The organism is Flavobacterium sp. LS1P28 (assembly GCF_003970335.1).
Taxonomy (GTDB): Bacteria; Bacteroidota; Bacteroidia; order Flavobacteriales; family Flavobacteriaceae; genus Flavobacterium.
Genome location: NZ_RYDI01000005.1, coordinates 104,887 through 127,995 on the forward strand (window position 1 = coordinate 104,887; position 23,109 = coordinate 127,995).

The window sequence follows — 23,109 nt, forward strand, 5'->3', positions numbered from 1 at the left end:
TAAAAAAACAAATAAATGATAACGTCACTTTCGATAAAAAACTATGCTTTAATAGAAAAATTGACAATCGATTTTTCAAAAGGTTTCTCAACAATCACTGGAGAAACTGGTGCAGGAAAATCAATAATTTTAGGTGCATTGGGGCTGGTTTTAGGAAAAAGAGCCGATTTGACTTCTCTAAAAAACAAAGAAGAAAAGTGTATAATTGAGGCTCATTTTGAAATTTCTAAGTATAATTTACTTCCTTTTTTTGAAACAAATGATTTAGACTATGAAAATGACACTATAATTAGACGCGAAATCCTGCCTTCAGGAAAATCAAGAGCGTTTGTTAATGACAGCCCCGTAAATCTTCAGGAATTGCAGGAATTGAGCTTATTCTTGATTGATATTCATTCGCAACAACAAACTCAAGAACTTTCGGATGAAAATGTACAGTTTGAAATTATAGATGCTATTGCCACAAATAAAAATATAATTCTGGAGTATCAGTCGCTTTTAAAAAAATATAAATCGGATAGATCCAAATTAAATTCGTTACTGAAAAGACAAAGCGAATCTAAGAAAGAGCAGGAATACAATACTTTTTTATTGGAAGAATTGGTAGCAGCGCAATTAAAATCAGGTGAACAAGAATCTCTTGAGGCTGATTTTGAAAAATTAAATAATGTTGAAATTATCAAGGAATCTATTGATAAATCTTTGGCTATAGCCAATGAAGAACAAATGGGTGTGATGCATAATTTGAATGAAATTAAGGTTTCATTACAAAAAATTGCTGTTTTTTCAGCGGATTACCAATCTTTGTTAGAAAGAATTACAAGCGTAACGATTGAATTTGAAGATGTTTTGGAAGAAATGAATCGTTGTTCTGAAAAATTGATCAATGATCCGGAACAATTGGATTTAATTAGTCAAAAGCTTCAGGTGATTTTTACCTTGCAAAAGAAACATCAGGTGTCATCTGTGGATGAACTACTTCAAATTCAGATGAATCTAGAAAATTCAGTATTAGAATTAGGAAATATGGAAGAAGAGATCGCTGCACTGACGCTTTCTCTAAAGCAAAAAACCGTTGAATTAGATGTTTTTTCAACTACAATTCATACGAATAGATTGAATTCGATTCCAGTTTTATCCCAAAAGTTGATTGCGATTTTAGAAACTTTAGGAATGCCTAATGTGCGCTTTAAAATGGATGTAAAATCAACTGAAACCTATTTTCAAAACGGAAAAGATGAGCTTCAGTTTTTATTTTCGGCCAATAAAGGGACGGATTTTGGTTTGTTAAAAAAAGTAGCTTCTGGTGGAGAAATGTCAAGGATTATGCTTGCTGTTAAGGCGATATTGGCACACTATTCAAAATTACCAACATTGATTTTTGATGAAATTGACACTGGTGTTTCCGGAGAAATAGCCATTAGAATGGGGGAAATTATGAAGGAAATGAGTCAGCAAATGCAAATTTTTGCAATTACGCATTTACCCCAAATTGCGGCAAAAGGGAATGCTCATTTCAAAGTGTTTAAATCGACTGTTGGCGAGGATACGCAATCTGAATTGAAATTATTAAGTAGAGAAGAAAGAGTGGTTGAAATCGCGCAAATGTTATCTGGAACAATCGTTTCCGACTCAGCCTTAAATCATGCCAAAGCCTTGTTGAACTAAAGAAATGCCTTATATTTGTCAACTTAAAAAGATAAATAAATAAAGATAAACTTAGTTATGTGTTTAATCTATTACCGATTAAACGTTTAACCAAATAAACAATAGAATTATGATTATAGAACCTAGAATGAGAGGATTTATTTGTACGACATCACACCCAAAAGGATGCGAGCAAAATGTAAAAAATCAAATAGAATACATACAATCAAAAGGCGCAATCAACGGAGCTAAAAATGTATTAGTAATTGGGGCTTCAACCGGTTTTGGTTTGGCTTCCAGAATTACAAGTGCTTTTGGTTCTAATGCAGCAACTATTGGTGTATTTTTTGAAAAAGCTCCTTCTGAAGGAAAAACAGCTTCACCAGGTTGGTACAACTCTGCAGCTTTTGAAAATGAAGCGCATAAAGCAGGTTTGTATGCAAAAAGTATCAATGGAGATGCTTTTTCGAATGAAGTAAAGCAACAAACATTAGATCTTATAAAAGCTGATTTAGGTCAAGTGGACTTAATAATCTACAGTTTAGCTTCTCCCGTTCGTATGCATCCTGTAACAGGAATATTGCATCGTTCTGTTTTGAAACCAATTGGTGGTACTTTTACCAATAAAACAGTTGATTTTCATTCTGGTAAAGTTTCTGAAATTTCAATTGAGCCTTGCACTGGTGATGATATAGAAAACACAGTCGCCGTTATGGGCGGGGAAGATTGGGAGATGTGGATTGATGCTCTAAAAGCTCAAAATCTATTAGCTCCAGGCGCTACAACTGTTGCTTATTCCTATATTGGGCCATCATTGACTGAAGCCGTTTATAGAAAAGGTACAATTGGTCGGGCCAAAGATCATCTTGAATCGACTGCATTTGCAATCACGGACAGTTTAGCAGCTATTGATGGGAAAGCATTTGTTTCTGTAAATAAGGCATTGGTTACACAAGCAAGTTCTGCAATTCCGGTTATTCCATTGTATATTTCTTTATTATATCGAATAATGAAGGAAGAAGGTATACACGAAGGATGTATTGAGCAAATTCAGCGTTTGTATCAAGAACGATTGTTTACCGGTAATGAAGTTCCTGTTGACGAAAAAGGAAGAATTAGGATTGATGATTTAGAGATGCGTCCTGATGTTCAGGAAAAAGTAGCTAAATTGTGGATGGAGGCTGTAACTGAAAATTTATCCGAAATAGGAGATTTAGTAGGATACAGAAAAGATTTTTACAATTTATTTGGTTTTGACGTGGATGGTGTAGATTACAAAGCGGATACAAACGAAGTGGTAAACATTAAAAGTATTTCTTAATTATTGTACCTTAAAATAGTATTTATAAAACCATCAATTAATAGTTGATGGTTTTTTTATGGATAACCATTATATTTGTTAAAATTTTAAAGACCTAAAAACAGACTACTAATACCTCATTTTGATTTATGTTATTTTCCTTAATAATCCCAGTTTACAATCGCCCAGACGAAGTAGATGAACTTTTAGAAAGTTTGTCTCATACAACCTATAAAGAGATATTTGAAATTGTAATCGTAGAAGACGGTTCTGCTTTAGTGTGTCAGGATGTTGCTCAAAAATATGGAGACAGACTTGATATTTCCTATTATTACAAAGAGAATTCAGGACCTGGCGATTCCAGAAATTATGGAATGAAAAAAGCCAGAGGGGATTACTTTATCATTTTTGATTCGGATTGTATTATACCTGAGCAGTACTTGTCTGAAGTTGATACGGCTTTAAAGCAAAATTATGTAGACTGTTTTGGAGGACCGGACAAGGCTTTAGATAGTTTTTCAGACATCCAAAAAGCAATTAATTTTGCAATGACTTCTTTTTTAACCACAGGAGGAATTAGAGGCGGTTCTGAAAAAATCGATAAGTTTCAGCCCCGAAGTTTTAACATGGGGCTGTCTCGCAAAGCTTTTGAAGCATCCAAAGGTTTTGGAAATATTCATCCAGGAGAAGATCCTGATTTGTCAATTCGTTTGTGGAACTTAGGTTTTGAAACCACACTTTTCCCACAAGCATTTGTATATCACAAACGAAGAATCGACTGGGATAAGTTTTCAACTCAGGTAAATAAATTTGGAAAAGCACGACCAATTCTTAACAGTTGGTATCCAAAATACAATAAGCTTACTTTTTTCTTTCCTTCGGTTTTCATCATTGGATTTTTCTTTTCAATTGTATTGTTGTTAATTTTTAATTTTGATTATCTGCTTCAGTTGTATTTTATTTACTTTTTGGTATTGTTCTTGGTCTCTTCTTACCAGAATAAGAGCCTTAAAATAGGTTATTTATCATTAATAGCGGTTTGGAAACAGTTTTATGGTTACGGTTTAGGTTTCATAAAATCCTATTATAAAGTTATTATTTTAAGGCAAAAACCACAAGAGGCTTTTCCAGAATTATTTTTTAAAGTGTAAGATGACAAAAATCATTGGTTTAACCGGAGGCATAGGAAGTGGCAAAACTACCCTTGCAAAATATTTTGAATCATTTGGGATTCCCGTTTATATTGCGGATGCGGAGGCCAGAAAAATGATGGAATCTGCTGTGATTTTAAAAGCCATAAAAAACGAATTTGGGAGTTCTGTTTTTGAAATTAACCTGTTAAATAGAGAAAAATTAGCTAAAATCGTATTTGAGGAACCTGAAAGATTAGAAAAACTCAATGCTATTATTCATCCGGCAGTAAAAAAACATTTTGATCAATGGATTTTACAACAAGAGACGGCGCCGTTTATTATCTATGAAGCGGCTATTTTATTTGAAAGTGGACGTGATAAAGATTGTGATTTTATTATAACGGTTGCAGCACCGTTAGAATTGAGAATTCAAAGGGTAATTGCCAGAGATAAATCAAACCGAGATCTTGTTTTGAAACGAATAAATTCACAATGGACTGATAAACAGAGAATTGACAAAAGTGATTTTGTTATTCATAATGTTTCACTTGAAACAGCAAAGCAGGAGGCAAATGAAATTCTTAAAATATTAAAGATTGTATAAAAACAAGCATAGTTGTTAATGTTTGGTTAATCTATTATTTAATATATTGTTAAAATACTAAATTTGTTTTGATGAATAAACTTTTTTTTAGATTACTTGTTTTATTAATGAGCTTGTCCTTAATAGGGATAATTTTAGTTCAGGTATATTGGTTCAATACCTCGTTTAAAAATAATGATGAGCAATTTAAGTTTCATGTTAAGCAAGTTATTGGTAATGTGGCGAATAATCTTCAAAAACAAGAAGAGTATAATTTTTATGACAAAATAAATCATTACAAGGATAGTACCGGAAAAGTTCCTAAAAAGGACGATATATTAGAGTTTTATTACGTTCAGAAAAATCCAAGAACAAACGAAACTATTATATACTCAAACAGTATAATTTCTGAGAATTACAATATTTCTCCTACGTTCTTTGATAAGAAATTTGATAGTGAAAAATTCAAGAATTTTAGTTCTAAACGCGTTACAGAAGTGTATAACAATAATTCTATTGACAAATTAGGTGGGAATCAAAGTTTGATTCCAGATATTAGAATTGAAAAAGAAGGAAATTTAGATATTTTAGACAATGCTCTTTTTAAAATTTCAGCAAAAGATGTATTGTCAGCAATGCCGCTTGAGGAACGTGTTTCGAGCAGTGTTTTACAAAAATTAATCAAGAAAGAATTAGAAGAACACGGTATTGAAACAAAATTTGAATTTGGTATTTACAGCAATAATTTAGCGACTAAAATCAAATCAAGCGAGTTTAAATATGATAAAGATGCTACCTATTCTATTCCGGTATTTATTGATAATGAAGGAAGCAGTAAGTATGATTTGTTGGTTACATTTCCGCTTAAAAAGAAATTTTTATTGTCGGAACTCGTAAGTATTACCGTACTTTCAATTGTTTTTACTCTAATTATTTTGATTGCGTATTCAAGTGCATTGAATCAATTGATCCGGCAACGTCAAATTTCTGAAATTAAAAATGATTTTATTAATAACATGACGCACGAGTTTAAAACTCCAATAGCCACAATTAATTTAGCATTAGATGCGATACGAAATCCAAAAATAATAGATGATAAGGAGAAGGTTTTACGATACCTTCAGATGATTAAAGACGAGAATAAACGCATGCACGCCCAGGTAGAGAATGTATTAAGAATTTCTAAACTAGAAAAGAAAGAACTGGACATTATCAAAGAGACGCTCAATGTACATGACATTATAAATGATGCTATTGAACATGTAAATCTAATTTTAGAAGATAGAGAAGGAACCATTAGAAGTCACTTTGGCGCTTTAAGAACTACCGTATTACTCAACGATGTTCATTTTACCAATGTGATTGTCAATATTTTAGAAAATGCTATAAAATATTCACCTAATGTGCCAGAAATAGACATTTTTACTGAAAATGTAAAAGATATGGTTATTATCAAAGTTAAAGATAACGGTTTAGGAATGAGTAAAATAGCTCAAAAAAGAATTTTTGAAAAATTTTATAGAGAACATACCGGCGACATTCATAATGTCAAAGGGCATGGATTAGGTTTAGCGTATGTAAAAAGAATTGTAGATGACCACAACGGTCAAGTATATGTAGAAAGTGAAAAGGGAAAAGGGAGTACCTTCATAATAAAATTACCATTAATAAATTAGAATATGGAAAATGTAAATAAGAAAATACTTTTAGTGGAAGATGACCTGAATTTTGGTGCGGTTTTGAAAGATTATTTAATGCTAAATGATTTTGACGTCACTTTAGCCAAAAATGGAATGGAAGGTTTCGAAAAATTTAAAAAAGATACTTATGATTTGTGTATTCTGGATGTAATGATGCCTTACAAAGATGGTTATACTTTAGCAAAAGAAATCAGAGAAAAAAACAACGAAGTTCCAATTATCTTTTTAACTGCAAAATCGATGAAAGAGGATGTGTTGAAAGGCTACAAAGCGGGTGCGGATGATTACTTAAATAAACCTTTTGATTCAGAAGTATTGTTGATGAAAATCAAAGCGATAATTCAAAGAAAATCATCAGATACCAGAGCAGAACAAGTACAATTTGAATTTAATATTGGGAAGTTTTATTTAAATTCAAAACTTCGTTTTTTAACTTTTAATACTGAAGAGCCAATTAAATTATCTCCAAAAGAAAATGATTTGTTGAAGATGTTGATTCTTCATGAAAATGATTTGATGCCAAGAGAATTAGCCTTGACAAAAATATGGAGAGATGATAATTACTTTACATCCAGAAGTATGGATGTTTATATAGCAAAACTGAGGAAATACCTTAAACTGGATGAAGATGTTGAAATTTTGAATATCCACGGAGAAGGATTTAGATTAGTTGTAAAAAATAAAGTAGCAGAATAAGTAGCTATAAGCCTCAAGAAATTGAGGCTTTTTTTATTTTAAAAATATTTATTTCCAGTTTAATTGCAAAGCGAAATTGGTTTTTTCTTCTTTTGTAATACTAAAAATAGTTTCATTTTTAGAAATAGTTTCATGAATAATTACGTTATCCTTTAGAGATAATTCTTTTAGGAAATTCATTTCGAAACTAATAATTTCCTGATTCAGGATTAGTTTTTCATCAACCAGATCCAAACACCATTCCAGATATTTGACATTATTAACATGATTTACAATGTCTAAATCCGATAAGAAAATGGTTTTTTCAAAAACTATTTCTTTCTCCTGATTGAAATTAATTTTAGAAAAACCTTCATGAGTAGCTTTTTTTTCTGGATATACTTCAAAATGCTCGAACGGCAACGCCAATGCTTCCGGCCGTCTTTTTTTAGTATTGAATACAGCCCAGAAAGTCTCTGAGCCCACAATTTTTTCTCCATTTACATGCATTTCCAGCGCCCGTACTGAACGGGAATTCTCTAAGGAATTGATCCAGGTTTTTACCGTTACGACATCTCCGGATTTAGGTAATTTAGTAACTTCAACACGCATTCTGCTCAAAACCCACGCTTGATTAAATTCCTGCATGTCCGTAAAACTGATTCCACCAATTTCTGAATGTGCAGCTGCTGTTAATTGTAATATAGAACACAAATCAGTGTATTTTAAAAACCCGTTTGGAGCACATTGTGTAAAATTGATTTCCCAGTCTTTGCTAAGAATAGATGTGAAGTTAGGTGAAATGGGCATATTTATAGATTGTAATTATTAGTAATGGGTTTAAAAAGGCTTTTTTGTTGTACTTCTTTTGTTTATAGGGATTGTTAAAACAAAACATTTTATAAATAATAATAATGACCGCTAATTATATTCGAAGTATAGGTTTTTTATTAGCGAATTAGTGGTTAAATTTTTTTGATCGTCGTCAATAATGATATTTTTATTTTTTTGAATTGATGTACTTCACAATCGTTTCATACGGAGTTTCAAAATCAAACCATTTGGTGTTTTCATTTTTTTTGAACCAAGTGAGTTGACGTTTTGAGAATCGGCGGGTATTTTTCTTTATTTCTTCAATGGCAAATTCTAATGAAATTTCCCTGTCAAAATAACGGAATAGTTCTCTGTAACCCACTGTTTGCAAGGCGTTCAATTCTTTATTCTGGAATAACGTTTTTGCTTCCGCTAATAAACCCTCGTTCATCATGGCATCTACACGTTGATTAATTCGGTTATAGATACCCTTTCTGTCGGCTTCTAAACCAATTAAAATAGGAGTGAAGTTGCGACTGTTTTGCTTTTGATTTAAAAAAGAAGAATATGGTTTTCCGGCACCAATACATACTTCTACGAAACGCATCATACGTTGTGGATTTTGTAAGGTTTGAGAATTCTCGACAGTCAAAGTTTTGTAATAATTAGGATCTAAAACTTCGAGTTTTTGTTGCAAATACCCAATTCCCAGTTTTTCATAATTCAGTGTTATTGCTGAGCGAACTGTAGGGTCTATTTCTGGAAATTCATCAAAACCTTTTAGGATTGCGTCTACATATAATCCCGAACCACCAACTAGTATAGCATAATCATTGGTCAGAAATAATTCGTCCAGTTTTGCAATGGCTTCTTTCTCGAAATCACCTACGGTATAATTCTCGAATATGGATTTGTTTTGGATGAAATGATGGGTAGCTGTTGCTAGCTCGGCTTGGTTTGGAACTGCGGTTCCGATGGTCATTTCCTTGAAAAACTGTCGGCTGTCACATGACAGGATATCGCATTTAAAATAATTAGCCAAAATGATGCTCAAGGAAGTTTTTCCTATCGCTGTGGGTCCGATAATGGTGATTAGGTATTTCATAGTTTTTAGCCCAGATGGAAACGGAAACCCCGGAGGTATTGCAGTTTTTTTTCTTGGTGTAAAAGAGCGACCGGAGGAAGCTCCTTTTAAGCCTTAGAAAAACAACTGGAATAACGAGGAGTTGCAGTGTACAGCTGGAATTGCTTCAAATTAATAAATTATAATTCGGTGCCACAATGGTAGCAGTATTTTGCATTATATTCATGACCGTCAGTTCCGCAAACGGTGCATGGATTAATTCTTTCGGCTCTTGGTTTTTTACGGTTGCTGTTTGCAAATTCAGCTGAAACGATACCCGTAGGAACGGCTATTATTCCATATCCCATGATCATTACTACTGATGCTATAGCTTGGCCTAATGGTGTGATGGGCGATATGTCACCGTAGCCAACGGTTGTGAGTGTTACAATGGTCCAATAAATGCTGGTGGGAATGCTGGTAAAACCGCTTTCTTTACCCTCTACCACATACATAACGGAGCCTATCAGGATGCTGCTGATCAACATGAAATAGATAAAAATTAATATTTTTCCTCTACTGGCAATTAGCGCTTCTTTTAAGTGAGTGGATTGACTGGAGAATTTTGGATGTTTCAATATTTTGAACAATCGCAGTAATCTCAAAGCCCTTACCACAGTTAAAACGCTTGTTCCAAAATAAAACAAGGACAAATACATAGGTAAAGTGGCAATCAAATCAATGATTCCATAGAAACTGAGAACGTATTTGACAGGTTTTTTTATAGATATAATTCGAAGAATGTATTCTAAGGTAAAGAAAATCGTAATGACCCACTCTAGGATAATGAGTTCTTGGTGGTATTTTGTATCGAAACCTTTTACGGTTTCAAGCATCACAATTACAACACTTAACAAAATTACTCCTAAAAGTACTAGGTCAAACATGCGCCCGGAAGCCGTATTTGTGCCATAAATAATGACATTGGTTTTTTGTCTGAAAGTGTCAAATTTTGACTTTATTCGGTGCATAATTATGGATGGATTGATAGCATACGATTAGAATTTTAACGTTTTCAAGGTTTTATTGCTTCGTATGTGCCCTTGGATAATATTTTTAGTGTCCCGGTTATTTTGCATCGGAATGAGGATGTTTCTCAGTATTTCGATATTGTTGATTTGATAATTTAAATCATAAAAAGCATAGCCTTTGTAAATTCCGTTTTCGATCAAAACGGCAGATCTTTCGCTGATGGTTCTGCCTTTGTCAATCAATATCATATTTTGATTTTCGAAACTATTTTTATCGACAAAAGTAAGAACTCTGATATTGTATTCTTCAGGTGAAACTTTGCTAATACAAGCGCCGTCACATTCTTTTATAGTGTATTGAAAACAGTTGGTTTTAGAAACATACAAACCAGTTAGTTTTTGACATAAATTATAATGAGAAGTAATTCTGAATAATGCGTTTTTACCCTCTTGCAGGGAGGAAAAGGATGTGATTTCTTTTTTGCGTCCATCTGCTTTTTGAAGCTTTAGGTTGAGATACCCATTTTTATCTTTTTCAGCATAGAGTGCCAGTTGAAAAATACTTTTTCGCTGTGCTCTGTTATATATGGGTTTATTGATTTTTATTTCCTCGCTTTCTTTTAATAATGCGATCAATTCACTTCCGGTTTCATCATAGGTTACGGAAAACACTTCTGCTTGAATTTTCTTGCATTTTGTAGAAGTTCCTGTAAAATGCTGATTGATTCGTTTTTTTATGTTTCGGCTTTTGCCAATGTAAATTAGATTTCCTTTCTCATTATGAATGTAATAGACACCTGTTTTTGCTGGTAATCCGGACACAATATCCAGTAATTTTGGAGCGATTCCTTTTTCGATTTCCAGCTTTATAAAATCTTTTACAATTTCTTTCTCTAAATCTTTTTCTAAAAGAATTTTGAATAATTTGACTGTTGCTAAAGCATCACCACTGGCTCTGTGGCGGTCTGCCATTGGGATTCCAAGCGCACGAACGAGTTTTCCTAGGCTATGGGACGGTTGTTCCGGCAATAATTTTTTTGATAATTCAACCGTACAAAGTGTTCTGGCTTCAAAATCGTATCCTAATCGTCTGAATTCGGTTCGTAAGATTCTGTAATCAAAAGAAGCATTATGAGCCACGATAATACAATCGTTTGTCATTTCGATGATGCGTTTTGCTACTTCAAAAAACTTGGGAGCAGATTGCAACATGGCATTATTAATACCGGTAAGTTTAACTACAAAAGGTTGAATTGGGATTTCCGGATTTACCAAACTAATGAACTGATCCACGACCTCATGTCCATCAAATTTATAGATAGCGATTTCAGTGATTCCCTCTTCGTTGAATTGTCCTCCAGTGGTTTCTATGTCTAGTATTGCGTACAAAATAAGTATTCAGTGTTCAGTTTTTAGTATTCAGTTTTGAAGTAGAGATTTTTAAATCTGAAATGCTTCGCCAGTTCGCTACCGCTCGGGTCAATATTCGTTAATCTCAAATCAAAAGTCAATTTCTTCCTCCAAAGATACTACTTCCAATGCGAACCATCGTACTTCCGCATTCAATTGCAAGTTGATAATCACCGGACATTCCCATAGAAAGAATGGTAAATTGTGAATTTTGAATTTTGAATTGATCAAAAATAGATTTCAGATGGGTGAATTCTTTCTTGATTTGATCTTTCTTGTCTGTAAAAGTTGCCATTCCCATTAATCCAACGATTCTAATGTTTTTCAATTCCTGGAATTCGTTTGAGGATAGGAGTGAAGCAAGTTCTTCTTGGTCAAGACCAAATTTAGTTTCTTCTTCGGCAATATGCATTTGTAATAAACAATCAATAATTCTATTGCTTTTTAGTGCTTGTTTGTTGATTTCCTGTAGCAATTTCAAACTATCCACACCGTGAATCAAGCTCACAAATGGCGCCATAAATTTGACTTTATTGGTCTGAACATGGCCTATCATGTGCCATTGAATATCTTTGGGCATTTGTTCCCATTTCTCCGCCATTTCCTGGATTTTATTTTCTCCAAAAATGCGTTGACCGGCCTCATACCCTTCCATTAAATCCGAAACAGGTTTGGTCTTTGAAACCGCAACTAAGGTTATATGTTCCGGTAAAGTGGATTTTATTTGGAGTAAATTATTTTTTATTGGCATTTTAATGTTTAAATTTTAATGTGTTAAAGTTCATACACGACTAATCCGCTTCTAAACTTTGGTTCAATATACGTACTTTTTGGAGGCATTATTAAATTGGCATCGGCCAAGGCTTTTATTTCTCCAATATTGGATGGAAATAATATGAAACCGATTTCAAATTCTCCTTGATCAATTTTGTTTTTTACTTCCAATACGGATTGTTTTCCTGAAAGGTATTCTATTCGCTCATCATTGCGTAAATCTTCGATGGCAAGAATAGGCAATAACACTTTTTTGTATAAAATTTGTGTGTCTAAACTATCCAAAGCCGTTAAGAAAACTTCATTTTCTTTTCGTAAAATTAAGCTATAAAATTCATTGTCCAGATACATTCCGAATTGATGCTTTTGAGAAGGCTGAAAAGGCTGCTGAAATTTGTTTGTAACAATGAAATTCTTTTCTAATTCCTTTATCAAATTTTCTTTCGAGAAACCGTTTAAATCTTTTACCAAGCGATTGAATTCATATATTTTGACATTGTTTTCAGAAATTAAATAGCTCAGAATATGATTTTTGGCTGCGTTGTCTGGATCATCATTTTCCTCGGATAATAATTTTAAGGCTTCGGTACGGTGATGGCCATCTGCAATATAAAGACTATCTGTTTTTTCAAAAATGTTCTGAAGCCAATTGATTTCTAACGCATCTTCAATTTTCCATAAGTAGTGAATTTCTTTTTTGGTGGTTGAAAACTCAAAATCGGCTAATTTTTGGGTACAATTAAAAATCCAGTTTTCAATCGTTTTATTATCCGGATAGGTCATCAAAACCGGTTCCGTATTGAACTCAGAATATTTCATGTAGTCTTTTAATAATCGGACTCTGAAAGCGATAATATCTTCGTGTTTTTTGATGATATTGTTGCAATAATCAGCTACACTAGTACCTACGATAATTCCGGTAAAAGAGTGCTTTTTAGTTACAATTTTATGAATATAAATCGCGGGTTTTTTGTCTTTTACTAAAATTATTTCATTTTTGAAATCCTCATATTTTTGATGTACTTGGCGGTATCTTTTTTCAAAAGAAACAGTTTCCTGATTGGTGTAAGCAGGTTTTAGTATGTGCAAAAAAGACAACGGATTGAAATCCAATTGCGCCGCTAATTCCGCATTTACATATTCTTCATACGAACGGCAAGTAACAAGGCAAACCTTATCACGAGTGGGACGAACAGCTTTGAAAGGGACAATTTTAGCCATAATAATATAAAAAGTGAAAAGTGAAAATCTGAGAATTTAAAGGTATTAACTTTAGGCCCTCAATTTTTAAACATTACAATTATATAAATTGTTTAGAAATCTTCTCGGCTTTTTTGCTTCCAGAATAATCGTAAAAACCTTCCCCTGATTTCACACCCATTTTTCCGGCACGAACCATATTTACCAATAACGGACAAGGTGCATATTTTGGGTTTTTAAAACCGTCGTACATCACGTTCAAAATGGCTAAACATACATCAAGACCAATAAAATCTGCTAGTTGCAAAGGTCCCATCGGGTGTCCCATTCCAAGTTTCATCACCGTGTCAATTTCATAAACACCAGCCACTTTGTTGTATAAAGTTTCGACCGCTTCGTTAATCATGGGTATCAAGATTCTATTGGCAACAAAACCAGGATAATCGTTGACTTCAACAGGCGTTTTTCCTAACTTCTCGGAAAGATTCATGATGATTTTTGTCACTTCATCAGAAGTATTATAACCACGAATAATTTCCACCAGTTTCATTATTGGCACCGGATTCATAAAGTGCATCCCGATAACGCGTTCCGGATGTGCCACAACGGCTCCAATTTGAGTAATTGAAATAGAAGAAGTATTAGTTGCCAAAATTGTATTATGAGAACAAGCTTCGTTCAATTGCTTGAAGATATTCAGTTTTAATGCTACATTTTCAGTGGCCGCTTCAATCACTAAATCAACCCCTACAACGCCATCTTTGATATCCGTATAGGTGATTATGTTAGTAATCGTCTTTGCCTTGTCTTCTTGGGTGATACTTCCTTTTGCAATCATTCGGTCTAAATTAGCGGCGATAGTGGCCATTCCTTTATCCAATGATTGTTCTGAAACATCTATTAATTTTACGGTAAAACCACTTTGTGCAAAGGTGTGAGCAATTCCATTCCCCATTGTTCCTGCTCCAATTACGGCTATTGTTTTCATTCTTATTTTGGATTAAAATAGTTTAATATTTATGTAAAAATTATTTTTTAAAACAATCAATAATTTGATACGCAACACGAAGCGCTTCAGAGGCTTGTTCCAATGTCACAATTGGTGTTGAATCAGTATTTATGGCATCTGCAAATGATTCCAGTTCATCCAGAATAGCATTGTTTTGTTCTACATCTGGATTGGAAAAGTAGATTTGTTTTTTTACACCTTCCGCATTTTGTAAAATCATATCAAAATCGCCTGGAACTTCCGGAGCATCTTTCATTTTTACAACCTCACATTTCTTTTCTAAGAAATCTACGGAGATGTAAGCGTCTTTCTGGAAAAAACGAGATTTACGCATGTTTTTCATCGAAATTCGGCTCGCTGTTAAATTAGCAACACAACCGTTTTCAAACTCTATTCTTGCATTGGCAATATCCGGTGTATCACTGATAACTGAAACACCGCTAGCACTAATATTTTTTACTTTTGATTGTACAACACTCAAAATGGCATCAATATCATGAATCATCAAATCTAAGACTACAGGAACATCAGTTCCGCGAGGATTGAATTCAGCCAGACGATGCGATTCAATAAACATAGGGTTTTCGATCATGTTTTTGGTAGCGATGAATGCTGGATTGAAACGTTCCACATGCCCCACCTGACCTTTAACATTATATTCTTTTGATAAAGCGATAATTTCTTCGGCCTCTTCGACCGTATTTGAAATAGGTTTTTCAATAAAAACATGCTTACCGGATTTGATGGCTACTTTGGCACATTTGTAGTGAGAAAGAGTTGGGGTAACAATATCGATTACATCAACGGCATGAATAAGGGTGGCAATTGTGCTAAAATGTTTGTATCCAAATTCTTTAGAAACCTTTTCGGCGTTCTCTTGATTTGGATCATAAAATCCCACTAATTCATATTTTTTAGATTGTTGTAATAAACGCAAATGTATTTTTCCTAGATGGCCAGCACCTAATACTCCAATTTTCAGCATAATGATGTAATTTTTACAAAAATAACAATAAAATGATTAATCTATTATTGATACCGGACAATTCTTCAGTTAATTTAAAATTTAAAATCCAACATTTGAATTCAGAAATTGTTTTCTATTTTTACCAAAATAAAACAATAAACTTTGAAAGACACAGGCAAACATCAAGGACTTCGGAATCAATTAGTAAGCGTTTTAGAGCAAAAAGGAATTACTGACAAAAGTGTTTTGGAGGCGATAAAAAAGATTCCAAGACATTTATTTTTAAATTCCAGTTTTGAAGATTATGCCTATCAAGACAAAGCATTTCCTATTGCTGCAGGCCAAACGATATCGCAACCGTACACTGTTGCTTTTCAATCCCAATTATTAGAAGTCAAAAAAGAACACAAAATTTTAGAAATAGGAACAGGTTCAGGGTATCAAACAGCTGTTCTATGTCTTTTAGGTGCCAAAGTATTTAGTGTAGAAAGACAGAAAGAATTGTTTAAGCAAACCTCAATTTTATTTCCAAAACTGAATATTAGGCCCAAATATCTCTCTTTTGGAGATGGATACAAAGGATTACCAAATTACGCTCCTTTTGATAGTATTATAGTAACTGCAGGCGCTCCGTTTATTCCGCAACCGTTGATGGCGCAACTCAAAATAGGAGGAAGGCTAGTTATTCCACTAGGTACAGAGGTGCAGATTATGACCTTATTAATCAGAAAAAATGAAACTCAATTTGAGAAACATGAGTTTGGAGAGTTTCGATTTGTTCCTTTATTAGAAGATAAAAATTAAAATCCCATCCCCAACCCTTCCCAAGGGGAAGGGAGCAGAAGATGAATTTTATTGACCAATAATGGTTAAATACCGCTCTAAACTTTCTTTTTCTATTTGAGCAATGAATAACAAAAAATCTTCTTTGTTGTTTTTAGTTTGTGCAGTTTCCAGTGTTTGATAATAGCGCATTCTACTTTCATAATCCCCTTTTATATTGGCAATTATGTAACCATGCTGCAATAAAACCAAGTTCATGACTAAGCGCGAAGTCCTGCCATTTCCATCAATAAAGGGATGAATAGTAACCAAGCGTTCATGCATTTCGGCAGCTAAAATTATCGGATGTAAGGTTGATTTATTAGTTTCATACCAAATAAAAAAATCTTCCATTGCTTTGGCGACTAAAAAAGGTTGTGGAGGCACGTAACTGCTTCCTTGAATCATCACCTGGACTTTTCTATAGCTACCTGCATCTTCGGGTTGAATTCCTCTCAAAATAAGATTGTGGATAGAAAGAACTTCTCGTTCCTTTATAGCAGTATTTTTTTGCATTAAATCTTTGATATAAGCAATGGCTTCCTGATGATTAATGACTTCCAGATGTTCCCGCATACTTTTTCCAGAAATCGTCAAACCTTCATTGATAACTAAATCCGTTTCGCGTAAAGTCATTGTGTTTCCCTCGATGCGATTACTTTCAAACGTATATTCTAGCTCTAATGCTTGTGCAATCCGATAGCTGTCAAATTGGCGAAACCCATCCAGTTGTATCTTCAAAGTATCTATTTCATCTAAAATTTTCTGAAGAGTTACCGATAATTTTTTCTTTATTGGTTTGCTTTGATATCTAATTTCTTGCTCTGCAACCAATAATGCTTTTAGAGCAAATTCATCCTGACCAATTTCATAAAGAATTTTTTCTTTAAGCCAAGCGACCATGATTGTTTCTAAATCTATTTCTAGTAAAGATGCTAATTTTACGACTTGGTCTCTTGTAGGTTTTCTAGTTCCACTTTCAAACTTACTGATTAAGGCTTGATCAATTGCTAAAAGTTGTGCGACTTCTCTAGTTTTGAGTCCTTTTTGTTCTCTTGCGTTTTTGAGTAGTGTTTTCATTTAAAAAAATGCTTTAAATTGTCTTGACAAATTTAGTCATTTTTTATAAATAAAATAATAATTAATACATTACTTTCTTAATTTAAAATGATTTTTTGATTCGGTCTAGATCCCGTTTCGTATCTTGTTCTTTGAGAGATTCACGTTTGTCATAGGTTTTCTTTCCTTTGCAAAGACCAATTTGGAGTTTGGCCAGTCCTTTTTCATTAGTAAACAATTTCAAAGGAACTATTGTCAATCCTTTTGCTTGAACACTTTTCAGCAAACCTTTTAATTCCTTTTTTTTTAAAAGTAATTTGCGCTCGCTTCTTGCCTTGTGGTTGAACTGATTACCAAAAGTATATTCTTCAATATAGGTGTTTATCGCAAAAAGTTCGTTATTGCTAAATTCACAAAAACTTTCTGTGATGTTTGCTTTTCCTAATCTAATGGATTTGATTTCCGTTCCAGCCAAAACAATTCCTGCATTGAAGGTTTCGATTATTTCATAGTCAAATCGGGCTCTCTTATTGAATATATTTATTGTTTTTAACATAGCGTGCAAAGGTAACAAAAATTAAAGGTTTAGCAATTATTTAGTCCAATTTCAGCAATTGGAATGTGATTGCTTCATCAACCATAGTTACGATATAAAGATTACCAAAAGTTTTATCTTGAATGTCAGTAAATGAGTTTTGATTTATCATTTGATTGACAAATTTTGGTATTGTGTTACTATGTCCCACAATTAAAATTTTTTTTTCTATCGTTTCTTTTTTGAAAACTTCAATAGGTATATTTTTAGGATCATACAGCTTAACCTTCATCTTCTTTGTTGTCGCGGTTGGACTTGCAGTTTGTAAAGTTCTTTTGTAATCCGTTGAATAGATTTCATCAAAACTAATTTCTGAGAATATTGTATTCCATTTTTCAGCTCTTTTCAACCCTTTTTCAGATAAATCTGGATTTTGAGAATTATCTACTTTCTCGGCATGACGAATAAAGTAATAGGTGGTGGTGCTTTGTCCAAAACTGATATTTAAAAATAACAGTGTAAACAGTGCGAGAAATTTTTTCATTTGAATCAATTTTAAAAAAAAGCATTTGGGATTTTAATATCTTTGCAAAATGGAATACTTAAAATCGAAAGATCCGCTTCACGGAATTACACTCCAAAAAATAGTAGAGCAGCTAGTGGATCATTACGGATTTGATACTTTGGGGGAACTCATTAAAGTAAAATGCTTTACAGATAAACCAAGTGTAAAATCCAGTTTGACTTTTTTACGAAAAACAGATTGGGCACGAAAACAAGTGGAAGATTTGTATATAAAATCAGAAGCTAAATTGCCCAAATAAATCTAGTTTAATTTATAGGAAACCATAAAACCGCCTCTGTAGGGCAACCACTCGCCACTTTTATTGTACCCTTTCGCCGATTCATATCGTTCTCCCGTAGCTAAGTCATATCCTTTATAAAAACCTTGATGCGAACCACCGCCTAAGAAACAATCTAACATAAATTTATCATTTATTTTTATTTGATATCCAATTGTTGCACCTATAAAATATCCAACGCCTTTTTCATACAAAGTAGTATTTATATAATTCCATTTTTGGAAATTAAATATACTTGCCCCAATATGTGCTCCTGCATAAAAACCATTGTATTTTTCTTTGAAATGATAACGATATTCAGGTGTGAAAGTATAAAACTCTCTAGGTTTACCATTTATTGATTTCCATAAAGAGGCTGTAATATCAAATTGAAAAGTAGATTTTTTTCCAATGCTGGTTTCAATACCTACATTAGGAATGGTCAATAAAGTAGTCATAGCATTTGCTTTTATATACGTTTGACTTTGGGATACAATACAGAAGAGAAAAAAAGAAACAATAAATAATTTTTTCATAAAAAGTGTTTTCTATTATTTAGACCAATAGCTTATTGGAGAAAATCAAAGACAAATGTAAAATATTTATCTGTAAGGTTTTTATGTTTTTAATTTATATTAGTCACGCAACTAAATTTTAAATAAAAAGGACATAAAATTAGTATTTGTTCAAAAGAGAATAAATTAGAGTATCAAAAAAACGACCATCAAAAAATTCATTTTCTTTTAAATGTCCTTCTCTGACAAACCCATTTTTTTCTAAAACTTTTGCAGATGCATCGTTATCAGGATCAATCATCGCTTCAATGGAATGCAATTTCATGATTTGAAAACCATAATTAACAGCTTCTTTCACTGCTTCAGATACAATTCCTTTTCCATGATATTCAGGTAATAACATATAGCCAATTTCGGCACGATAATGTTCGGGTTTTATTCTGTAATGACCAATAACTCCAATAAGTTTTGGGTTGTCTTTCAACGTAATAGCCCAATTGATACCTTCATTAGCTTCAATTTTTGTATCGATCATTGCAATGTGTTCCAAGGCATCTTCGTTCGTTTTTACTAAAGGTCTTGGAATATATTTCATAGTTTCTGGATTGGATCGCAATGCGAAAATCTCTTTAATGTCATTCGTGTTTACTCTTCTCAAAAGCAAGCGTTCGGTTTCTAAATCAGGAAATGGACTAAAATTTATAGCTAACATATCTTAGTAATTAAAGGATTTCGATACTGTATTTTGATTGGAACGTTTCCTTGGTTTCTAGAATTTGAATGCCTTCTTTTTCAAATAGATTTTCGGAACTTTCATTGGTATCCGAATAACCAAACCAAGGTTCAATACAAATAAATGCCGCATTTATTTTGGTCCAAATTCCTAAGCTTGGAAAATCATCAAAATGTATTTTTAGAATTGGATTTTTATTTTCTAAAATAGTCAACGAATTGGATTTTAATGTTTTGAAAATCAAAGCATCGTTTTCAAACAACTCATACGTCAGCGGAATATATTTATTAAGAACGTCTAATTTCTTCGTTTTATTTGAAATTAAATCATCCTCCAAAAGATAATATTTCAATGGTTCTTCTTTTTCAAAAGCAATAGCATAACTCTCGAATTGATTTGGCAAAGCAAAAGCAGGATGTGCGCCAATAGCAAACGGCATTGCAGTTTTTCCGTTGTTGATTACTTTATATGCAATCGATAAATTATGCCCGTGTAATGTGTAAATGATTTGCAATTCAAAGTCAAACGGATATGCTTTTAAAGTTTCTTCAGAAGAGTGTAGGGAGAAAACAGCACTGTTTTCTGTTGCATTGATCAATTCAAACTCCATATCTCTGGCAAAGCCGTGTCGCGATAAATGATATTCCATTGCATTATAGTGAAAGGAATTATTTTTTAAAGTCCCAACAATTGGGAATAAAACAGGAGCGTGCTTGCCCCAAAATACCGGATTTCCTTCCCAGATGTATTCTCTATCGTGGTTTGTTTTTAAAGAAATTAATTCAGCTCCAAAATGTTTAATTTCTGCAGTGAGATTCGAGTTTTTAATTAGAGTTGTCAAAATTATTTTTTCGGGTTACTTTAAAAATGGTTTTCTGGCGTAAATATATTTTATAATTTTTAATTCTGATACGCTTTAAACATGATTTTATTGATTTATAATGGAATCAATTCGATCTCAATAGTTCAAAATCCTCTTTTTTTTCATTAATTTGTGATATAAACAATTAGAAAATGAAAAAAATTCGTCGCGGAGTCATGCTGCATTTGGCTTTATTATTGGGATTTACATCTATTTGGGCACAGCAAACCCCAGCAAATGCATCCGGTAATGCAGTTTCTAACTACGATTATCATGATGCTTTTGCTCCGTTTTTTTATTCCAAAAACGGAACAAGTACACGATCTGCTAGTGGTCAGCCTGGAGCTGAATATTGGCAAAATAGCGCTGATTATAAATTAACGGCAAAACTGGATGAAAAAAGTAACGAAATTTCGGGTACAGGAATCATCACCTATACGAACAACAGTCCGGATAAAATGGCTTTTGTTTGGATGAATGTAGACCAGAATTTATTCAAAGCGGATTCCCGTGGAAATGCAGTTGTTCCAATTACAGGAAGTAGAAATGGGGCTCAAGGCCAAATTTTTGATGGCGGACATAAAATAAAATCAGTCAAAGTAATTACTACTGTAAAAGGAAAATCAACTGAAGCAGAAGTTAAGTACATTATTACGGATACTAGAATGCAGGTATTTCTCCCGCAAGTATTAAATGCTAAAGGCGGTTCTGTTAAAATAAAAATCGACTTTTCGTTTATAGCTCCTTTTGAAGGATCAGACAGAATGGGGATTTTGGAAACTAAAAACGGAAAAATTTTCACCATAGCACAGTGGTATCCACGTATGTGTGTCTATGATGATGTACGAGGCTGGAATACGAATCCGTATCTTGGAGCGTCGGAATTTTATTTAGAATATGGTGATTTTGATGTCAGTATTACAGCACCATCCAATCATATTGTGGTGGCTTCCGGCGAATTACTGAATCCTACCACAGTCTATTCTGCCGAAGAGCAAAAGCGTTTAGCGCAAGCAAAACAAAGTGATAAAACAGTTTTTATCCGTACTGCTGCCGAAGTTGAAAATTCATCAAAAATGATTACTGCAACTACTAAAACGTGGAATTACAAAATCACAAATGCCCGTGATTTCTCTTGGTCCTCTTCAGCAGCATTTATTTTAGACGCAGCAAAAATCAATTTACCTAGCGGTAAAAAATCATTGGCAATTTCCGTTTATCCGATAGAAAGTGCCGGAGATGCCGCATGGGGACGTTCCACAGAATATACAAAGGCTACTATAGAAAATTATTCAAAAAGATGGTTAGAATATCCGTATCCAGCGGCTACAAATGTTGCCGGAAATGAAGGCGGAATGGAATATCCAGGAATTGTTTTTTGTAGCTGGGAGTCAAAAGGAGCAGATTTATGGGGTGTTACAGATCATGAATTTGGTCATATTTGGTTTCCTATGATTGTAGGATCCAATGAAAGACTGTTTGCCTGGATGGATGAGGGTTTCAATACTTTTATTAATTCATTGAGTTCAGTAGATTTTAATAATGGGGAATATAAAGAGCCGCGTGCGGATATGCATCAAAGGGCGGAAGTGTACACGAGTCCAAATCTGGAAACCATAATGAGTTCTCCGGATAACATGAAAGAGTCTAATATAGGTCTTTTGGCGTATTCGAAACCAAGTTCAGGATTAGTGATTTTAAGAGAGCAAGTTCTTGGGCCGGAACGATTTGATCTGGCTTTGAAAACTTATATTGAGCGTTGGGCATACAAACATCCGCAACCGGACGATTTCTTTCGAACAATAGAAAATGTTGCTGGAGAAGATTTGAGTTGGTTCTGGCGTGGTTGGTTTCAATACAATTGGCGTTTAGACCAAGGGATTAATTCAATCAAATACGTGAAAAACGACCCAAAACAAGGAGTTGTAATTTCGATTGAAAACTTCGAAAAAATGGCTATGCCGGTAAGTTTAGACGTAAAAACGAAAAGCGAAAAAATAACGCATGTTCAATTGCCGGTAGAAGTTTGGCAAAAAAATAAAGCGTGGTCTTTTAAACACAATTCGACGGAAGAAATCGAAAGTATCACACTAGATCCGGATCATGTTTTACCGGACAGCAACACAGCAAATAACACCTGGACAGCAGACAAAGGATTGATTGAAAAAGATGTGATTCTGGATGGGTATTTAGGAACTTTTTCTACATCAATGGCGCCTATAAAAATTGTTTTTTCAGAGAAAAATGGGTTATTAAATGTTTTGATTACCAATTATCCAAGCTTTTCCGTGGAGCCAACTGGAAAAAATACGTTTGCATCGAAACTTGCGGGACTTAAATTTGAATTTAATGACAGTCTAATGGGATTTGATATGTTGATTCCTGATGGGCAAAAAATACCGTTTACAAGAGATAAGTAAGTCGAAAGTTTAAAAG

The 23,109-nt window shown here is 33.5% G+C and carries 23 protein-coding genes; 9 read left to right on the plus strand and 14 right to left on the minus strand.

Features of this window, described 5'->3' with window-relative positions; all coding sequences use genetic code 11:
* Positions 1–15 precede the first annotated feature (15 nt).
* The 6 genes from recN (at position 16) to EKL97_RS06240 (ending at position 7,059) form a co-directional block, all read left to right on the plus strand.
* Positions 16–1,668 carry a DNA repair protein RecN gene (gene recN / locus EKL97_RS06215; RefSeq protein ID WP_126568467.1) on the plus strand — a complete coding sequence of 551 codons (1,653 nt, stop codon included), beginning with the start codon at positions 16–18 and terminating at the stop codon, positions 1,666–1,668.
* A gap of 109 nt (positions 1,669–1,777) precedes the next feature.
* Positions 1,778–2,968: an enoyl-ACP reductase FabV gene (gene fabV, locus EKL97_RS06220; RefSeq protein ID WP_126462923.1), complete on the plus strand. Its 1,191-nt coding sequence runs from the start codon at positions 1,778–1,780 to the stop codon at positions 2,966–2,968.
* Between the two features lie 128 nt (positions 2,969–3,096).
* On the plus strand, positions 3,097–4,098 hold the full coding sequence (locus tag EKL97_RS06225; RefSeq protein ID WP_126452432.1) for a glycosyltransferase: 1,002 nt from the start codon (positions 3,097–3,099) through the stop codon (positions 4,096–4,098).
* Between the two features lies 1 nt (position 4,099).
* Positions 4,100–4,684, plus strand: coding sequence for a dephospho-CoA kinase (gene coaE / locus EKL97_RS06230; protein ID WP_126568468.1), 585 nt, complete (start codon positions 4,100–4,102; stop codon positions 4,682–4,684).
* Positions 4,685–4,755: 71 nt separating this feature from the next.
* Positions 4,756–6,339, plus strand: coding sequence for a sensor histidine kinase (locus EKL97_RS06235; protein WP_126462919.1), 1,584 nt, complete (start codon positions 4,756–4,758; stop codon positions 6,337–6,339).
* 3 nt (positions 6,340–6,342) lie between these two features.
* Entirely contained in the window at positions 6,343–7,059 is a 717-nt protein-coding gene (locus tag EKL97_RS06240; RefSeq protein ID WP_126452426.1) for a response regulator transcription factor, read from the plus strand.
* 48 nt (positions 7,060–7,107) lie between these two features.
* On the opposite strand, the gene EKL97_RS06245 is transcribed toward EKL97_RS06240, so the two are convergent.
* From EKL97_RS06245 to EKL97_RS06280, 8 genes are all read right to left on the minus strand, one after another.
* Positions 7,108–7,848 (minus strand): acyl-[acyl-carrier-protein] thioesterase, encoded by a 741-nt coding sequence (locus EKL97_RS06245; RefSeq protein ID WP_126462918.1) that lies wholly within the window; start codon positions 7,846–7,848, stop codon positions 7,108–7,110.
* Between the two features lie 190 nt (positions 7,849–8,038).
* The gene (miaA, locus tag EKL97_RS06250; protein WP_126462916.1) at positions 8,039–8,956 is read right to left on the minus strand and encodes a tRNA (adenosine(37)-N6)-dimethylallyltransferase MiaA; all 918 of its coding nucleotides are present in this window, start codon (positions 8,954–8,956) and stop codon (positions 8,039–8,041) included.
* A gap of 158 nt (positions 8,957–9,114) precedes the next feature.
* Complete coding sequence (locus EKL97_RS06255) at positions 9,115–9,945, minus strand: ion transporter (protein ID WP_126553639.1); 831 nt, start codon at positions 9,943–9,945, stop codon at positions 9,115–9,117.
* A 27-nt stretch (positions 9,946–9,972) separates the two neighbouring features.
* Positions 9,973–11,334 (minus strand): exonuclease domain-containing protein, encoded by a 1,362-nt coding sequence (locus EKL97_RS06260; protein ID WP_126564225.1) that lies wholly within the window; start codon positions 11,332–11,334, stop codon positions 9,973–9,975.
* A gap of 118 nt (positions 11,335–11,452) precedes the next feature.
* The gene (locus EKL97_RS06265) at positions 11,453–12,106 is read right to left on the minus strand and encodes a YggS family pyridoxal phosphate-dependent enzyme (RefSeq protein ID WP_126553643.1); all 654 of its coding nucleotides are present in this window, start codon (positions 12,104–12,106) and stop codon (positions 11,453–11,455) included.
* Between the two features lie 23 nt (positions 12,107–12,129).
* Positions 12,130–13,350, minus strand: coding sequence for a DUF1015 domain-containing protein (locus tag EKL97_RS06270; protein ID WP_126462905.1), 1,221 nt, complete (start codon positions 13,348–13,350; stop codon positions 12,130–12,132).
* Positions 13,351–13,429: 79 nt separating this feature from the next.
* Positions 13,430–14,317 carry a 3-hydroxyacyl-CoA dehydrogenase family protein gene (locus tag EKL97_RS06275; protein WP_126568469.1) on the minus strand — a complete coding sequence of 296 codons (888 nt, stop codon included), beginning with the start codon at positions 14,315–14,317 and terminating at the stop codon, positions 13,430–13,432.
* Positions 14,318–14,357: 40 nt separating this feature from the next.
* Positions 14,358–15,323: a Gfo/Idh/MocA family protein gene (locus EKL97_RS06280; RefSeq protein WP_126462899.1), complete on the minus strand. Its 966-nt coding sequence runs from the start codon at positions 15,321–15,323 to the stop codon at positions 14,358–14,360.
* 144 nt (positions 15,324–15,467) lie between these two features.
* Between EKL97_RS06280 and EKL97_RS06285 the strand changes: the two genes are divergently transcribed.
* Complete coding sequence (locus EKL97_RS06285; RefSeq protein ID WP_126462896.1) at positions 15,468–16,109, plus strand: protein-L-isoaspartate(D-aspartate) O-methyltransferase; 642 nt, start codon at positions 15,468–15,470, stop codon at positions 16,107–16,109.
* A gap of 48 nt (positions 16,110–16,157) precedes the next feature.
* Here the strand turns inward: EKL97_RS06285 and EKL97_RS06290 are convergent, their stop codons facing one another.
* The 3 genes from EKL97_RS06290 to EKL97_RS06300 all read right to left on the minus strand — a co-directional run bounded on the left by EKL97_RS06290 (position 16,158) and on the right by EKL97_RS06300 (position 18,265).
* Positions 16,158–17,207, minus strand: a complete 1,050-nt coding sequence (locus EKL97_RS06290) for a Fic family protein (RefSeq protein WP_126462893.1) — start codon at positions 17,205–17,207, stop codon at positions 16,158–16,160.
* A gap of 82 nt (positions 17,208–17,289) precedes the next feature.
* Complete coding sequence (gene smpB / locus EKL97_RS06295) at positions 17,290–17,742, minus strand: SsrA-binding protein SmpB (protein WP_091204586.1); 453 nt, start codon at positions 17,740–17,742, stop codon at positions 17,290–17,292.
* Positions 17,743–17,782: 40 nt separating this feature from the next.
* Positions 17,783–18,265 (minus strand): SixA phosphatase family protein, encoded by a 483-nt coding sequence (locus tag EKL97_RS06300; protein WP_126568470.1) that lies wholly within the window; start codon positions 18,263–18,265, stop codon positions 17,783–17,785.
* 49 nt (positions 18,266–18,314) lie between these two features.
* Between EKL97_RS06300 and EKL97_RS06305 the strand changes: the two genes are divergently transcribed.
* Positions 18,315–18,545 (plus strand): VF530 family DNA-binding protein, encoded by a 231-nt coding sequence (locus EKL97_RS06305; RefSeq protein WP_126568471.1) that lies wholly within the window; start codon positions 18,315–18,317, stop codon positions 18,543–18,545.
* Between the two features lie 2 nt (positions 18,546–18,547).
* On the opposite strand, the gene EKL97_RS06310 is transcribed toward EKL97_RS06305, so the two are convergent.
* The 3 genes from EKL97_RS06310 to EKL97_RS06320 form a co-directional block, all read right to left on the minus strand.
* Entirely contained in the window at positions 18,548–19,099 is a 552-nt protein-coding gene (locus EKL97_RS06310; protein WP_126462884.1) for a DUF3575 domain-containing protein, read from the minus strand.
* A gap of 139 nt (positions 19,100–19,238) precedes the next feature.
* Positions 19,239–19,790 carry a GNAT family N-acetyltransferase gene (locus EKL97_RS06315; protein WP_126568472.1) on the minus strand — a complete coding sequence of 184 codons (552 nt, stop codon included), beginning with the start codon at positions 19,788–19,790 and terminating at the stop codon, positions 19,239–19,241.
* 10 nt (positions 19,791–19,800) lie between these two features.
* On the minus strand, positions 19,801–20,652 hold the full coding sequence (locus tag EKL97_RS06320; RefSeq protein WP_126553656.1) for an aldose 1-epimerase family protein: 852 nt from the start codon (positions 20,650–20,652) through the stop codon (positions 19,801–19,803).
* A 173-nt stretch (positions 20,653–20,825) separates the two neighbouring features.
* On the opposite strand from EKL97_RS06320, the gene EKL97_RS06325 reads away from it, so the two are divergent.
* Entirely contained in the window at positions 20,826–23,093 is a 2,268-nt protein-coding gene (locus EKL97_RS06325; protein WP_126568473.1) for a M1 family metallopeptidase, read from the plus strand.
* Positions 23,094–23,109: the final 16 nt, after the last annotated feature.